19 protein-coding genes are annotated in these 15,601 nt (G+C 26.2%); 2 read left to right on the plus strand and 17 right to left on the minus strand.

Annotated features, from left to right (window positions below; translation table 11 throughout):
• From D3Z33_RS12565 to D3Z33_RS12620, 12 genes are all read right to left on the minus strand, one after another.
• Positions 1-579: CapA family protein (locus D3Z33_RS12565; protein WP_160198123.1), on the minus strand; the 579-nt coding region annotated here is incomplete at its 3' end.
• A gap of 44 nt (positions 580-623) precedes the next feature.
• On the minus strand, positions 624-1,616 hold the full coding sequence (locus D3Z33_RS12570) for a D-alanyl-D-alanine carboxypeptidase family protein (protein WP_160198124.1): 993 nt from the start codon (positions 1,614-1,616) through the stop codon (positions 624-626).
• Positions 1,617-1,736: 120 nt separating this feature from the next.
• Positions 1,737-2,816, minus strand: coding sequence for a sensor histidine kinase (locus tag D3Z33_RS12575; RefSeq protein ID WP_160198125.1), 1,080 nt, complete (start codon positions 2,814-2,816; stop codon positions 1,737-1,739).
• Positions 2,809-3,489 (minus strand): VanR-ABDEGLN family response regulator transcription factor, encoded by a 681-nt coding sequence (vanR, locus tag D3Z33_RS12580; protein ID WP_160198126.1) that lies wholly within the window; start codon positions 3,487-3,489, stop codon positions 2,809-2,811. The genes D3Z33_RS12575 and vanR overlap by 8 nt, the downstream gene beginning before the upstream one ends.
• 163 nt (positions 3,490-3,652) lie before the next feature.
• Complete coding sequence (locus tag D3Z33_RS12585) at positions 3,653-4,753, minus strand: phosphomevalonate kinase (RefSeq protein ID WP_160198127.1); 1,101 nt, start codon at positions 4,751-4,753, stop codon at positions 3,653-3,655.
• A gap of 16 nt (positions 4,754-4,769) precedes the next feature.
• The gene (locus D3Z33_RS12590) at positions 4,770-6,128 is read right to left on the minus strand and encodes a tripartite tricarboxylate transporter permease (RefSeq protein ID WP_160198128.1); all 1,359 of its coding nucleotides are present in this window, start codon (positions 6,126-6,128) and stop codon (positions 4,770-4,772) included.
• Position 6,129: 1 nt separating this feature from the next.
• The gene (locus D3Z33_RS12595) at positions 6,130-6,372 is read right to left on the minus strand and encodes a hypothetical protein (RefSeq protein ID WP_160198129.1); all 243 of its coding nucleotides are present in this window, start codon (positions 6,370-6,372) and stop codon (positions 6,130-6,132) included.
• A gap of 46 nt (positions 6,373-6,418) precedes the next feature.
• Positions 6,419-7,393, minus strand: a complete 975-nt coding sequence (mvaD, locus tag D3Z33_RS12600) for a diphosphomevalonate decarboxylase (protein ID WP_160198130.1) — start codon at positions 7,391-7,393, stop codon at positions 6,419-6,421.
• Positions 7,394-8,356, minus strand: a complete 963-nt coding sequence (gene mvk / locus D3Z33_RS12605) for a mevalonate kinase (RefSeq protein WP_160198131.1) — start codon at positions 8,354-8,356, stop codon at positions 7,394-7,396.
• Positions 8,349-9,389: a type 2 isopentenyl-diphosphate Delta-isomerase gene (gene fni, locus D3Z33_RS12610; RefSeq protein WP_201750528.1), complete on the minus strand. Its 1,041-nt coding sequence runs from the start codon at positions 9,387-9,389 to the stop codon at positions 8,349-8,351. Before fni ends, mvk begins: the two co-directional genes overlap by 8 nt.
• 132 nt (positions 9,390-9,521) lie before the next feature.
• A complete protein-coding gene (locus D3Z33_RS12615) occupies positions 9,522-10,250 on the minus strand; it encodes a DUF421 domain-containing protein (RefSeq protein WP_160198132.1) in 729 nt (242 codons plus the stop codon).
• A 270-nt stretch (positions 10,251-10,520) separates the two neighbouring features.
• A complete protein-coding gene (locus D3Z33_RS12620; protein WP_160198133.1) occupies positions 10,521-10,967 on the minus strand; it encodes a hypothetical protein in 447 nt (148 codons plus the stop codon).
• A gap of 309 nt (positions 10,968-11,276) precedes the next feature.
• Here D3Z33_RS12620 and D3Z33_RS12625 point away from each other — a divergent pair, with 309 nt between their 5' ends.
• On the plus strand, positions 11,277-11,567 hold the full coding sequence (locus D3Z33_RS12625; RefSeq protein WP_160198134.1) for a hypothetical protein: 291 nt from the start codon (positions 11,277-11,279) through the stop codon (positions 11,565-11,567).
• An 84-nt stretch (positions 11,568-11,651) separates the two neighbouring features.
• Here D3Z33_RS12625 and D3Z33_RS12630 read toward each other — a convergent pair whose 3' ends face one another.
• The 3 genes from D3Z33_RS12630 to D3Z33_RS12640 are packed head-to-tail and all read right to left on the minus strand — an operon-like array spanning position 11,652 to position 12,568.
• Positions 11,652-11,861: a DUF3955 domain-containing protein gene (locus D3Z33_RS12630; RefSeq protein WP_160198135.1), complete on the minus strand. Its 210-nt coding sequence runs from the start codon at positions 11,859-11,861 to the stop codon at positions 11,652-11,654.
• 2 nt (positions 11,862-11,863) lie between these two features.
• Entirely contained in the window at positions 11,864-12,082 is a 219-nt protein-coding gene (locus D3Z33_RS12635; protein WP_160198136.1) for a helix-turn-helix domain-containing protein, read from the minus strand.
• Positions 12,083-12,091: 9 nt separating this feature from the next.
• Complete coding sequence (locus tag D3Z33_RS12640; RefSeq protein ID WP_160198137.1) at positions 12,092-12,568, minus strand: DUF2975 domain-containing protein; 477 nt, start codon at positions 12,566-12,568, stop codon at positions 12,092-12,094.
• A 332-nt stretch (positions 12,569-12,900) separates the two neighbouring features.
• Between D3Z33_RS12640 and D3Z33_RS12645 the strand changes: the two genes are divergently transcribed.
• A complete protein-coding gene (locus D3Z33_RS12645) occupies positions 12,901-13,863 on the plus strand; it encodes an AEC family transporter (RefSeq protein WP_160198138.1) in 963 nt (320 codons plus the stop codon).
• 51 nt (positions 13,864-13,914) lie between these two features.
• On the opposite strand, the gene zupT is transcribed toward D3Z33_RS12645, so the two are convergent.
• Positions 13,915-14,715, minus strand: coding sequence for a zinc transporter ZupT (zupT, locus tag D3Z33_RS12650; protein ID WP_347561274.1), 801 nt, complete (start codon positions 14,713-14,715; stop codon positions 13,915-13,917).
• 52 nt (positions 14,716-14,767) lie between these two features.
• The gene (gene pgeF / locus D3Z33_RS12655; protein WP_160198140.1) at positions 14,768-15,592 is read right to left on the minus strand and encodes a peptidoglycan editing factor PgeF; all 825 of its coding nucleotides are present in this window, start codon (positions 15,590-15,592) and stop codon (positions 14,768-14,770) included.
• Positions 15,593-15,601 lie beyond the last annotated feature (9 nt).

Below are 15,601 nucleotides of genomic sequence, written 5' to 3' on the forward strand. Positions count from 1 at the left end.
TAATCCATAAGTATATGATAAAAATGATAATGTAATATCATTCTTTTCTTTTAATATAAATGCTCTATACTCTTCTTTACTAGTACCTATATACTCTATACCATTATTTTCTATGTTTTTTATAGTGTTTACTATCCCTGTTTTACCAGTATCTAAAGAATGATTATTTGCAGTTGTTAATATATCAATCCCCGAATATTTTAAAGCATCTACAGTAGAATCTGGACTATTAAATGAGGGATAACTAGATATAGGCATTTCACTTCCTGCAGTAGTAGTTTCAAAATTAGCTATTGCTATATCTGAATTTTCTAAATGGGGTTTTACATTTTCAAATACTCTTTTAAAATCATATTCTTTTGTATTATTATTATATGCAGATTTAAGTTGAGCACCATGAAACATAATATCACCTGCAGCAGATAGTGAAAGAGTTGAATACTCTGGACTTTCTTCTACAATTAAGTCATCATTTTCACTTTCATCGTTTTCTTCTACTTCATCTACATCAATATATGAGCACCCTAGTATACTAAGAGATATAAATAATACTAGAAAAAATAACAAAATTTTTTTCACAATAAATCACCACTTTCATACTTTATCTTTTGATTTTATAAAATTTAACTTATTCTCTCATATAATTTTATACTATCATCTAGTTGCATCATATCTGCATCTGAATCACTAATATCTTCTAAAGGTGCTCCCATAACTACTAAAATATATTCTTGCCCACCTTTTACTCCAAGTGTTGCCCAACATTGTCCAGCTTTATAGGTAGTTCCTGATTTGCCTCCTATAATTTCAAAGTCTTCTTGATTTACCCCAATAAGCTTTGATAATACTGTTGATTCTAGCATTATTCCATCAGGATGATCCAAAGTAGATGTTGTTTTAAAAGTTTCTGTAGTAAAAATTTTTTTGAATTGCTCATTATGTAAAGCATAGTCTAAAAGTTTAGCCATATCATAAGCTGTAGTATATTGATTATCATCATCAAGACCTTCTGGATTTGTAAAGTTAGTATCTTTAAGTCCAAGTTCAGAAGCTTTTTCATTCATAAGACTTACAAAACTTTCAACACTTCCTGAAATATTAACAGCAAGGGAATTTGCTGCTTCACCTCCAGAACTTAAAATAGTACCATATAAAAGATCCCGATATGTTACTAATTCTCTACCATAAAACCCTGCCATAGAAGAGTTTTTATCAACCATTTTCTTATAAGTTTCTACATCTATAGGAACAACAGATGATAAATCATCTATCTGCTCAAGGGCAACAATAGTAGTCATAATTTTAGTAAGAGATGCAGGATATGCTCTAGACTTAGCATTTTTTTCATATTCCATATTTTTATCTTCTCTATCGAATAAATAAATATAATTGCTAGAATATTCATCTGCAGAACTATGACTTTTACCTTTATCTAAATTACCACTGTCTTTATTAGATTCATCTACAAATCTACTAATATAATTATCAATAAATTTCTTTGAAATTTCTATAAAATTAAACTCGTCACCTTTATCTTCAGTTACAACTGTTATATATAATAATATAAATACGGTTAAAATAATTAAAAACTTAAAAATACTTTTTGATATTTTCATAACTTACCTCCTAATTTTTCTCATAAAAAATACAACTTAATTCTTGATATAATCATATCAAAAATCAAGTTGTAATATATTAACTCTTTCTTATTAAATACTTACAACTTTCTTACAAAGTTAAAAAGGAATTCTTATATTCATTTCTACATATTCATTTTCACTTTTAGCATTAATACTTCCACCATGAGCCTTAATAATTGATTTGGCTATTGCAAGTCCAAGACCAGCACCTCCTGTCTTAGAACTTCTAGAAGAATCAAGTCTATAAAACTCCTCAAATATATAATCTAATTTATTTCTAGGAATTGTTGGTCCATAGTTTTTTACTTTTACTTCTACAATATCATAAATAATATTCATAGAGATATCTATAGCAGTATTTTCATAAGAATAGTTGATTGCATTTCTAATAACATTATCAATAACTCTTTCTATTTTTCCAGTGTCAATATTAATCATTACTCCACTTTGAATACTACTATTAATATTAAGATTTTTATCAATTAATAAAGGTTTGAATTCATAAATTATCTGTTCCATCATCAATGAAAAATCAGTATTTGATTTTTCTAAATTAATATCCTTTAAATTATAGCGAGTAATATCAAAAAATTCATTAATTAACTCTTCCAATCTTTCTGACTTATCATATACAATCTGTAAATATTTTTTTCTAAAGTTATTACTTAGATCATGTTCATCCTTGAGTATTGATAAATACCCTAGAATAGAAGTAAGAGGTGTTTTTAAATCATGCGCTAAATAAATTATTAAATCATTTTTCCTTTTTTCAGTATCCTTAGCTAATTTTTCATTTTCTCTCAAGTTAAACTTTATCCTATTCATCTTTTCAGTTACATTTTTTAAGTCTCCAGAAAGAGAAATTAATACATCATCTTTTCTGTAAACCTCATCAATAGCAGTTATAATTTCATCCATATATTTAATAGATTTATTAAACAATACTAATCCAATAAAAGTGTAACCAATAGATAACACTATAAATATTAAAAAAATCCTATTATTATCTGCCCAATGATAAAAAGGATACATAGGCTCATACCCAAAATACACTTTATCACTTAAAGTTATCTTGAATAGAAAAAATAATAATAAAATAATAACTGTATATAATATAGCTGAAATAATAAATTTTAGTCCAAATTTCTTATATAAAATATTAGTGTAATTATTCAATTATATAACCTACCCCCCAAACAGTTCTTATGAATTTAGGATTTCTAGCATCTTCATTTAACTTTTCTCTTAATCTTGCTATGTGAGCCATAACTGTATTATTATTGTCTAAATATCTTTCTCCCCATATATTAGTAAAAAGTTTCTCTGAAGAAATAACCTTGCCTCTATTTTTAGCAAGATATAGTAAGATATTATATTCCAATGGAGTAAGATCAACTTCTTTTCCATAGAGATCAACTTTATGAGACTCTTCATTAATGTATAGTCCATTAATATCAATAAAACTTGATTGAACTTCTTTATTATAGTGATTAATTCTTCTAATTTGAGTCTTTACTCTAGCAATAAGCTCAAGTGGATTAAAAGGTTTAGTAATATAATCATCGGCACCAATAGTTAATCCCATTATTTTATCAATATCCTCCACTTTAGCTGTTAGCATAATAACAGGATAAAAATATTTTTCTCTAATTTTCTTTAGAATAGTGAATCCATCAATGTCTGGAAGCATAACATCTAAAATAGCCAAATCAATATTATGATTATTAATAATATCAACAGCATCCTTGCCATTGTTAACTTTTACTACATTATAACCTTCATTTTGAAGATAAAATTCTAGCAAATCAGCTATTTCTTTTTCATCATCAACGATAAGTATTCTAGTCATATTATTCCTCCTATTTATAATTTATATATTTAAATTTCCTCTTTTATCATTATGCACTAATGCAGAACAAAAAACAATGATATTTTTATGGCTATGGTTTTTAAAACTATTAAAATTTAATTCTATATCACAAAAATATCCCTCAAGTCTTAACCTGAGGGATTTAATTTATAGATACACCATTTTTTGATATTTTTAAATTTAACGAAATAATATCATTTTCCTTCCATAATTCATATAACTCTTTTGCTTGCTCTTCTGACTTTATAAAAGCTATACCACAATCTCCTCCTCCTGCTCCTGAAGATTTACCGCTTCCAAATTTCTCAGCTATATCACATAAATCTTTTAATTTATCTATTTCAATATTCATTTTAGCATCATGAGATAATTTTTGAAGTACTTTTCGGTTTTTCATAAGGCTATCAATTGATTTTTTATAATTATTTTCATTAAAACTATAAATTAATTTATCTACTGCAATAGAACTTTCTCTTAAAAAATTATTATAACCTTTTCTATTTCTTTCTTTAAAATATTGAAATTTTTCAATCATTGGTACTGTTTTTGCAGGTTTTTTTGTCCAACCTATAACTAATTTTAGAGATTCTGGAGGTGAAATTTTATTTATAAGTAAATTAGGCCATGGAATTTTTACTATTTTCATTAAATTTTTGTTATTATACAATTTATCTAAAACCCATTTTCCATTAAATGCAGAATACTCTATCCATCCCCCATAAACAGCAGCTGCAATATCAGCTCCTGAACCACTTTTCTGAGTTTTTAAATGCGCAATAGCTGAAAGTTTAAAAATTTCATCAAGCGAGTATTCTACTTTTTTTCCAGAATGAAAACTTAATATAGCTGAAATTACTGAAACAACAATAGCTGCACTTGAACCTAATCCATATTTTTTATTTGTCATATCATCATTAAGTTCACTCTCAATTTTCAATTTAAATGTTTTAATTGTTATAAAATTTTCTTTTAAATATTTAATAGCGATAAAAATAGCATTTTTAATAAATTCTAATCGTGAATCAAATATACTAAATTCTACTTCTTTATCTATATGCCATGTAATATCCTTTAAATCCATATTTAAAATAGTAATACTATTCTCTTTATTCTTTTCTATCTCAGCTGTTATATAACGATTAACAGCTATTACTACTGCTTTCTGATTTTCTTCTAACACAGCATATTCGCCAGCAATCATAAGTTTTCCTGGTGCTTTAACTTTTAAGCACGAGTTATCCATATAATACATCCTTTCTTTATAGAGCTGATAATGCTTTTATAATCCATGGTGCTGAATAAAGTGTCATAAATAAAACTCCATAACTTACACCTAATCTATAAAATAGACCTGATACAATTCCTATTAAAAGAACACCAAAAATATTAACTATACCACCGTCTATAAATGCAAGTAACAATACTAAACTAAAGAATAATCCTAGTAATGCTTCATGAGGAATTTTCTTAAATACAAATCTACAAATTTCCCTTGAATATTTAACTGCAATATAAAAAGTAAAACCACAGGCAATTATTGCACCAATTAAAGTTGCAAGTATAAAGTCTGATGTAGTTAATAAATGATGCATATTATTATCTAATGTAAAAACAGGTGGAGCATTGAAAAGTGGGTTACCAGGACCAATAGCTACAGGTGATAATGGAATTCCTAAAGCAATAAGTGGTATAAGAGCTCCTGATATATATGTTGATTGAGCTAATGACTCCATTGTAGACACTGCAAGAGAAGCTTTTTCCACTTCATCTTTTGTCCTGCTTGAAAATAACTCTCCAAAAAATGTTGTAAGTCCAACAGGACTTAATATAAAAGTAACAGAACCAATAAGTGAAGATAAAATACTATATCCTATCTCTTTTTTTGTTAAGATTTTAAAGGGATTTGGGAATTTTTTTATCTTCTCAGTATTTTTCATATGAATAGATTTTTTATCATATCGTTCAAATTTATCTCTTCTATCTTTATTTAATAATTCAAATAAAGTAAGTATTACAGGTCCAATTGTAATACCTAAGAAAAAAGAAATAAATACATTAGTATCTTCTGGCACAGTTCCAACTCCCCAATACATATATCTAAGTCCTTGAATTAATAATGCAAAAGGTAATATTGAAACAATTGCAATTAATTTTTTCTTACTCATAAGTGCTAATAATATGGCCCCAACAAAAAATACTGGATCACCATATTTTTCAATTATTTTTGCAAAAGGAATTAATGCTTGGGCTAAAAATAAACTAACTGGTATAGACACAATAGTACCTATAATAGCACCTGATGCTATTTTTCTAATACTAGTATCAGTTAAACCATTTTTTTTAAGAACCATAGCATGTTCTACCATTGGAGTAGACATAACACCAGCAGGAATACCTGCTATTGAAACTGGAACAGAATCAATTAATTTACAAGCTATAATAGCTGAAATAAAAAAAGCTAATATTATAGCAGGATCTAGACCTGATAAAACTAAAACTAAAGTTATTGGTGCAATAGTTGCAGTTTCATCTGCACCTGGAGCTGCACCAATTACAGTATACATAACAGCTGCGATTATAGCAGCAATAACCATCTGTAAAATTAAAATAAAATCCATATTAATTCTCCTCGTTTGTTTCTATAAATATTCTTTTAGGTTTAATAAAAATAGAAGAAATTATAAATCCTATTATAGCACCTGTTAATCCAAAAAATAACGGTTTTGGAGGTTCATTAGGCGCTAATATATATGCTACAAAAGTAGTTACACTACAAATTATAAGTGACATAACTAAATCTTTAATACTTACAATATCTTCCCAAACTTCAATGTTATTTTTTACATTTTCTTTTTCTTTCATAATATATATCCCCTCTCTTGAGACCGAAAACTGTATCCACGTCTCATTATAAGTATGTTATTCCTTTGCCAGGATGACAAGTAATAACATTTTGTACTGATTCTAACTTTAATAAAGATTCATATACCTTTTTTTCATCACTAGGATGACAAAGTACTTTTACATTTGCACCAGCGTCTATTGTAAAATAAGCAGAAATTCCAGATAATCTTAGATTCCTAACATGATGAATTACATCCATAGTACCACATTGCCAATATAATATTGGTGGCTCAGCTCCAATCATAGTGGCATGCATCTTAAGTGCATTTTTCTCTACTACTTCTCCAAGGCTTTTAAAATCTTTATATTTTATTGCTTTTCTTGTAATTTCTAGATCTTTTTCTATAGTATCAAGCCAAGCAGAATAAAAAGGTGAAGTTTCTACAGTTCTTTTCATACCTTCTCTACTGGATATATTTTTGTTATTAGAATTTACAAGAACTGAAAGTATACTAATATTCCAATCAGTTTCAGGTAAAAGTCTTTTTGCAAAAGAATCTTTTCCATCTATTCTTTCACCTTTTTCCCATTCAACATATCCTCCATAAATAGAACGACAAGCAGAACCTGAACCCTGCCTTGCAATAGCTGATAATTCACTTTTATCTAATTCTAAGCCAACTGCTTTTATTGATGCTGCAGCAAGTGCTGCAAAACCTGATGCAGAAGAAGCAAAGCCAGCTGCAGTAGGTACCTTATTTTCAGAATTAACCACTGCATAGAAATTTGTTCCAGAAAAATCTCTTATTTTATCTAAAAAACTAGAGATTTTTATTTGATCTTTTTTATCAGCCTTTTTATTATTTAAATAAAAAATATCATTTGTAATATTTTTTTTAAATTCAACTGTTGTAACAGTATAAAATCTATCAAGGGTAATAGATATACTATTATTTGTAGGTAAAAATAATTTTTCATCTCGCTTACCCCAATACTTTATAAGTGCAATATTAGTATTTGCTTTTGCTGTAGCTTTCATTTATTTAACCTCCATAACAATATCTTCATTAGTTGAAAAATACCAACTTTGATATGCCCCTGATTTTATTAATCTATTTGAAATTATTTTAGCTTGTTCTATATCTTTTGCAAGAGCAATCATGCAACCACCTAATCCGCCACCAGTCAATTTAGCTCCTAAAGCTCCTGCCTTTAAGGATTTTTCAACTAATTTATTAAGGAACTTATCGCTAACTCCAATGTTTACAAGCTCATTATGATTATATGTAAGTAATCTACCAACTAAATCAGTATTACCTTTTAAAAGAGCTTTTTTTATATCAATTGTAATTTGTTCTATTTTGTTAAGTATTCTTTGCACTTTTTCTGGATTATCATTATATCTTTTCCTTACATTTTCTACTGCTACTCTAGTATTAGCACTATTGCCAGTATCAGCTACAACTACATATAAAGGTTTTTGATTCTTTATATATGTTATTCCTATTCTCTTTTCAAACCATATAGGATATTCACTTAATTCAGCCATAATATCTAATCCACTTGAATTTCCATGGGCATAGTTTTCAGCTACTTGTACAAAAGAAAATAATTGTTTTTGTGTAAGTTTTTGACCAAAAAAAGAAAATAAACTTCTTACAATGGAAATACTAATTGCAGCACTAGATCCAAGTCCTCTACCTATTGGGATAGAAGAAATAATCCTAATTCGTAAATCACTAATAGGTTTATTTAAATAATTTAATATTTGTTTTATACAATTAGAAATACCTTTGAGCTGCAAAGGCATATCATCAAGAAAACCAGTATATATATCAGATTCAAATATAATATTTCCACGTGATCTTTCTATAGTAGAACTAACTTTTAAAGGAAAAGGGATTGCAATTGCAGGTTTTCCATAAACAACAGCATGTTCACCAGCTAATATAATTTTACTATGGGCATTACTTGTTGATAATTTAGCAGGTAATTTATTCATTTATATTAACCATCAATTCTTTAAGTTGTCCCTTTATTCTATATGGTACAGTTTTTAAATCTCTTATATTCTCTTTTCCTAAAAGAAGCATTATTACTTTAGATTTATATATTATATTTTCTAGATATTTATAAGCACTTTCATGACCTCTTTCTTCTAATTCCCTTAAGATCGGGCCACTAATACCTACCATATTTGCTCCTATACTTAATGCTTTTATAACATCATTAGCAGTTCTCATACCTCCACTACATACAATATTTAAATCACTAGCTATATTTTTATTTTCTAAAAGACTAAGGGCTGTTGGTATTCCCCATTCAAATAATTCATCAAAATCGAAATCTTCATTTCTTGCATTTTCAACTTTTATAAAATTGGTTCCTCCATGTCCACCTAAATCAATATATTTAACTCCTACATTATATAATCTTTTAGCTACATCATTAGAAATTCCGAAGCCAACTTCTTTTACAATAACTGGCTTTTCTATGTTTTTTACTATCTTTTCTATTTTTTTTAAAACTCCTTTAAAATTTCTATCTCCTTCTGGCATGCAAATTTCTTGAGCAGGATTTATATGTATTTGAAGTGCATCTGAATGAATCATGTCAACAGCCTTTTTTGCTTCATCTACATCTACAAAAGCATTAACATTTGAAATAACAACTCCATCATTCAATATCTCTCTAACTATTTTAAAAGAGGATTCATAATCTTTATCTTTTATAGCAATAGTCTGAGAACCTACTGCCATAGGTATATTTAATCTTTTTGCTACTTTTGCAAGATTACTATTGATTTCTACTGCTCTATCAAATCCTCCTGTCATTGCATTTATCATTATAGGAAAACTTATATTCTTACCTAAAAAATTATATTCTGTATTAATATCATTAAAATCTATTTCAGGTAAAGAATTATGTTCTAAATATATATCATTAAAATAATTATTACTTTCAAATTTATTTTTTAATACATGTTCTACATGATCTCTTTTTCTTGAACTTCTTATTTCAGCTTTTTCTTTCAAATCTTTCAAGTCTATCTTCCTTCCAACATATAAGATATTACTATTATTCCCCTTTTTAATTGTTTTAATTATAAAAATAATATCATATTGATATTGTTTTGTAAATGATAGGAATTATCAACGAATACACAATTATACTTTTCTATTATTTTCACTAATATCAATTTGAGATTCAATTTTATCATCATATTTATCAATGTATATTTTATTATTTTCATCTATGGCAGAATAATATATTTCATCAATACGATTAATACCAAATGGTTTAATCATTTTCATTAAATCTTTTCCAGTCATCTTTCTTTCTCTAAGGTTTTCGTAAATGATTTGTCCTCCTATTATTATTTCAGTAAAAAGTGAATCTTTACTATTTGAAATTCCTAAATCTTCACGAGTAGCAGTTTTCTTGTCTGACTTTTTTATTACATTTAATTTTCCATTTATTTCTAATAATCCAAACTCTACATCCTCTATAGAAAATACATCCTTATCTCTTAATAAAAGATTCAATTCATCTATACTATATCTAGCTCGTTTTAAATTATTCTCAAGTATTTGTCCTTCTTGAATAACTATTATAGGTTCTCCCTCAATAACTTTTCTAAATTGCCTTTTTTTAAGGGAAATATATGAAACTAAGCCAGTCAAAACACCAAATAATAACAATCCAATAAAATGTTGATAAGTATGTTGATTAACATCAGTAGCAAGAGTAGCAGCTATTGATCCAAATGTTATTCCATTAATATATTCAAAAAATGTAAGTTGAGCAACTTGTTGTCTTCCTAAAAGTCTTGTTATGAATAATATTGTAAAAAAAGCTAAAAATGTTTGTACTACTACCTCTAAAAATAATTTCATGTTTTACCTCCGAAATAAATTTTATATTTGTATTTATTTTCTACAATATTGAGAATACTATACTTAAATATCTTTGTGAGGTGTATAAATTGAATTTAATTTATGAAACTATTTTTACATTAGTATTTATAATATTTGGATTTATTCTTATATATATTTTAGAAAAAAATGAATATATTTAAGTATGCTAAAAATAAAATTGACAACTAAATTTAATAATAAAAAATACCTACTTACAGTATCTAATTACTGCAAATAGGTATTTTATACTTATTTAATCTCATTCCATATTTTTAAAAATTTATTTTCATTCATTTTAAAATATATATTCATATACCCATAATAGATATATCCACCTTTAATTAATGTTAAATTAACTTTAGATCCATCATTTAATTCAATTATTAAATTTCTATATTCCTCATTATTTCTAGAATTTCTTATTGGATCTGCATCTGATAAATCCTCTGATAATTGAATTTTAGTAATCTTTATACTTTCATTAGAAATATTATCATTTCGATTCCAGTTATTGTAAATATAAATAACTCCAATTAATACAATCATACTAGCAATTAGACTAATAGCTTTAAATTTATAGTTTTTTCTATTTTTATATCTTTCATTTTTAACCTTTAAAACACCCATTTTACTTCTCTCATGGAGTTCTTTAGGAATATTGATTTTATTTATTTCTTGCTTTATCTTATTATTCATTAATATCATCTCCCTTCGAGTATTCATATCTAAGTTTCTTTAATGCTCTATATAATATAGATTTTGCTGTTCCTAAAGGAATATCTAATACCTCTTGTTTTTTATCCTTCTACTTATTAGACGACTATACCCTTAATTTGGCTTAAAACTTCTTCAAAAAATTAGAAAAAGTTAAGTAATTAGATTCTAATTACTTAACTTTTTTTAATTTAACTTTTATAAAAACTCATACATTCTTTATTAATATGCATAGTTTTTTTTATATTACATAAAATACCCTTTGAAACTTATTTGAGGAGGGAATTTTTTATGGAAGAGTTTCCAATTATTCATACAAATCTTTGGGATGCTATTATAGCAGTGCCTACAGTTGTAGTAGTTACACAAATTATTAAAATATTTTTTTCAATTAGAGGTATTTATATCCCATCAATTGCAAATTTAATAGGACTTATAATATCAATCTTCTTTGCACATAAACAAGATTTAAGTGCTGGGATATTTATGGGTTTATTTTACGGAAATGCAGCTGTAGGTGTTTATTCTTCAATTAAAACAAATTGGAAATCTTATAAAAAAAGGCATATAAATAAATCATGACCTTCATCATAGATATGATTTATTTATATGCTTTATATTTTAATCTAAATACTCAAATGTAGTTTTCTAAACAACATATGAATATTAATTATTAATTTTTATAAACTTAGGAACTATATAAATTAATATTGCTGAAATAATAGAAATAGCTGCAAGTAATAATCCTATTGGAATAAGAAAAAAGGGTTCAGATAATGTACCATCTGACAAAACAGTAGATCCAATTATATTATATCCCATCAAGCATATAAAGCTCATAATCCCTAAAATAATACTAAATAAATATTTTTTCATTTTTATTCCTCCTCATTTAAATCTTTATATTCTAATATATCTCCTGGTTGACAATCTAACGCTTTACATATTGCATCTAAAGTAGTCAATCTTACAGCCTTAGCTTTTCCATTTTTAAGAATAGAAATATTAGATATAGTTATACCTACTCTTTCAGATAATTCTGTAACACTCATCTTCCTTTTTGCTAACATTATGTCAATATTAATTATAATAGCCATATAATCACCTTATATTGTAAAATCATTTTCATTTTTTATCTCAACTACTTTCCTGAGTAATTCTTTAAGTATTGCTGAAAATATTGCAATAATAAATGAAGCAAATATAATTAAAATTCCAAATAATAAAACTTCAAGTTGAATTGCATTGTTAATACTTATAAAAATCATACCAATAATATATATAACTATAACTAATACAGCATATACATTTATTGCTCCTAAAGACTTACAAGCCTTCTTAGTAAATGCACTATTTCCTTGTATTAATTTAAGAAGCTTAAAAGTATGGAAAATACCCATATAAAAAGGTATACCTGTAATATAAATCCCAAAAAGTAATGGATATCTTAGGTATGCATATTCAGGATTTAATATTGCTAACCTCCTTGATACATTAGGTAGCCAAAATATAAAAAGTAATAATACAGCTACTCCAATTAAAATAATAGATATTTTAAAAGCATTAACCATCCATGTTCTCATATCATCACCATCCAATTATATTATAATTCCAACCTTATCATATATCAACATTAATTTGTTGTTTTACGATAAAATAATGTTGGCATATAATAATCAAAATATTTGTTTTATAACCAAATCTAAACTATAATAATTTCAATTATGATTATTTTAACTAAATATTCCAATAAAAAAAGAAAGTATTCAAAGCCTAAGCCATGATCCTTCCTACTATTTATAATTTACTTAATTAATTTCTTAATAATAACTTCCATATAATTATCTCATATTTTGCTATATTATGATACAATATTCTATAGGTTTAAAATATAATATACGTATAGGAGATTTTCATGGATATCTTTTTTCACATTTTAATAAATAATATAATACCAATATTTTTTCTAATTACAATAGGATATATATTAAATAAAATTTTTGATTTAGATATGTATACTTTAAGCAAGCTAAATTTCTATGTTTTTGTTCCAGCTTTTCTTTTAGTAAATATTTATACTACAGATTTAGATTCTAGATTTTTAAAGGTTTTTTTATTTGGTATTTTATTAGTTGCTTTAAATTATATACTAGGAATATTAATTTCATTATTATTAGGATATAGTAACTCTTTAAAAAATGCATTTATTAACTCTATAACTTTTATAAATTCTGGTAATATAGGAATACCTTTAATCACTTTAATTTTTAGTAATGAAATTTTCATTGTAAATGGTACTAATCCTTATATTGATATAGCACTTACTAGTCATATAATAATATATATAACTCAAAATATTTTTACAAATACACTCGGATTTTATAATGCTAGTAGAGGAAGTACTGATTGGAAGAATTCTTTAAAAAGTATATTTAAAATTCCTGTTATCTATATAATTATATTAGCTATTTTACTAAAATTCATTCCATATGACATGACTCAAAACCCTATTTGGACTGGTCTTTCATATGCAAAACAAGGAATGATATCATTTGCTTTATTAGTACTAGGTATTCAGTTATCTAAAACTCCAATATTCTTTAAAAATAATGTGGTTTATCTATCAAATTTTATTAGACTTTTAGGTGGTCCTTTTATAGCTTTTATACTAATTAAAACTTTAAATATAAATACTATAATGGCTCAAACTCTTATGGTATCATCTAGTTTGCCTACTGCTGTAAATACTGCTTTAATAGCTGTAGAACATAATAATGAACCAGAATTTGCTTCTCAAGTTGTTATGACATCTACTATTTTTAGTGTAATAACATTGTCATTTATAGTTTCACTATCAAGAATAATATTTCCATTATAAAAGATATAAAAAAGTGCTTCTAAAGCACTTTTTTATATCTTTATTTTTATATTATGAAGTTAAAAGTAAGCTTAATGCCATTACACCCATTCCACCTATAAGTCCATATATTGCAATATGATGCTCACCATACTTTTCAGCTGTAGGTAACAATTCATCTAATGATATGTATACCATAATTCCTGCAACACTAGCAAATACTATTCCAAACATAGCATCAGTAAATATATTCATAAGTATAAAATATCCTACAATTGCTCCTATAGGTTCTGATAATCCTGAAAGAAAAGAATATTTAAATGCTTTTTTTCTATCACCTGTAGAAAAATAAATTGGTACTGATACAGCTATTCCTTCTGGTATATTATGTATAGCTATTGCTATAGCAATACTAATTCCAAGGGCCGGATCTTGAATAGCCCCAATAAAAGTTGCAAGTCCTTCAGGAAAGTTATGTATAGCTATTGCAAGAGCAGAAAACAATCCCATTCTAAGTAAAGCCGGATCACTCACATCTTTTTCTTTCATATCTTTTACATCTCGCATTTCATGAGGATTTTCAGAGTTTGGTACAAATTTATCTATTAATGCGATAACAGCAATTCCCGCAAAAAAAGAAATTGTAGTAATCCAATATCCTTTACTAGCCCCATAAACAGCCTCTAATGAATCTCTTGCCTTTACAAATATTTCAATCATTGAAACATATATCATAACTCCTGCAGAAAATCCTAAAGCCCCTGATAAAAATTTCTTATTTGTTTGCTTAGTATAAAATGCTAAAATACTTCCTATACCTGTTGATAAGCCAGCAAAAAGTGTTAATCCAAAAGCAAATAATATATTGTTTATATTCGTATCCATATCTTACTCCTTTATTAATTTTTCACTATAAAATTTTCACTTATTTTAATTGCAGAATTGCAGCTTGACTACCTCTTTTTCCTTCATGTCCTCTATGTGAAAAAAATAAATCTTTATTTTCCATAGTGCATATATTAGATAATTTTATATTTTCTTCTTTTACTCCTTTATTAATCAATAAAGCTTTATTAATCCTTGGAATATCAGGATAATATTTATTTTTTTTATTATTAAAACTAATATATGATGATGTATCTATTGACATATTATTAAATTCATTCTTAACATCTTCATCAATCTCATAACATTTATCACATATTGATGGGCCAATTACAACAATTAAATCTTCAGAGTTTGTATCAAATTCTAAGGACATCTTTTCTACCATTTCACCTGAAATTTCCATTGTTGTACCTTTCCAACCTGCATGTGCTAATCCTATAACTTTATTTTTAGGATCATAAAAATAAATAGGGGAACAATCTGCATGAAGTGTTACAAGTGCTATTTCAGCAGTATTTGTAATAAGGCCATCAATATCTTGATAATCCTTATTTCTAACTATCCCCTTTCCTTTATCTTTCTCTTTAACTACTTTAATATTATTATGATGATATTGAGATGAAATAACTATATTTTTATAATTAATATCTAAATATCTTGAAAAAATTTTATAATTTTCTAATACATTTTGTTGATTATCACCAATTTCAAATCCTAAATTCATACTTTCATAAATTCCTTTACTTACTCCACCATCTCTTGTACTAAATGCTGCAATAATATCATCCATATATTTATCAAATATAGGAAACTTAACAATTTTCAAGCTTTCATTTTCTTCAATATAAGCATTACTTTTCATGTAATTCTC

The organism is Senegalia massiliensis, from assembly GCF_009911265.1.
GTDB classification, from domain to species: Bacteria; Bacillota; Clostridia; order Tissierellales; family SIT17; genus Anaeromonas; species Anaeromonas massiliensis_A.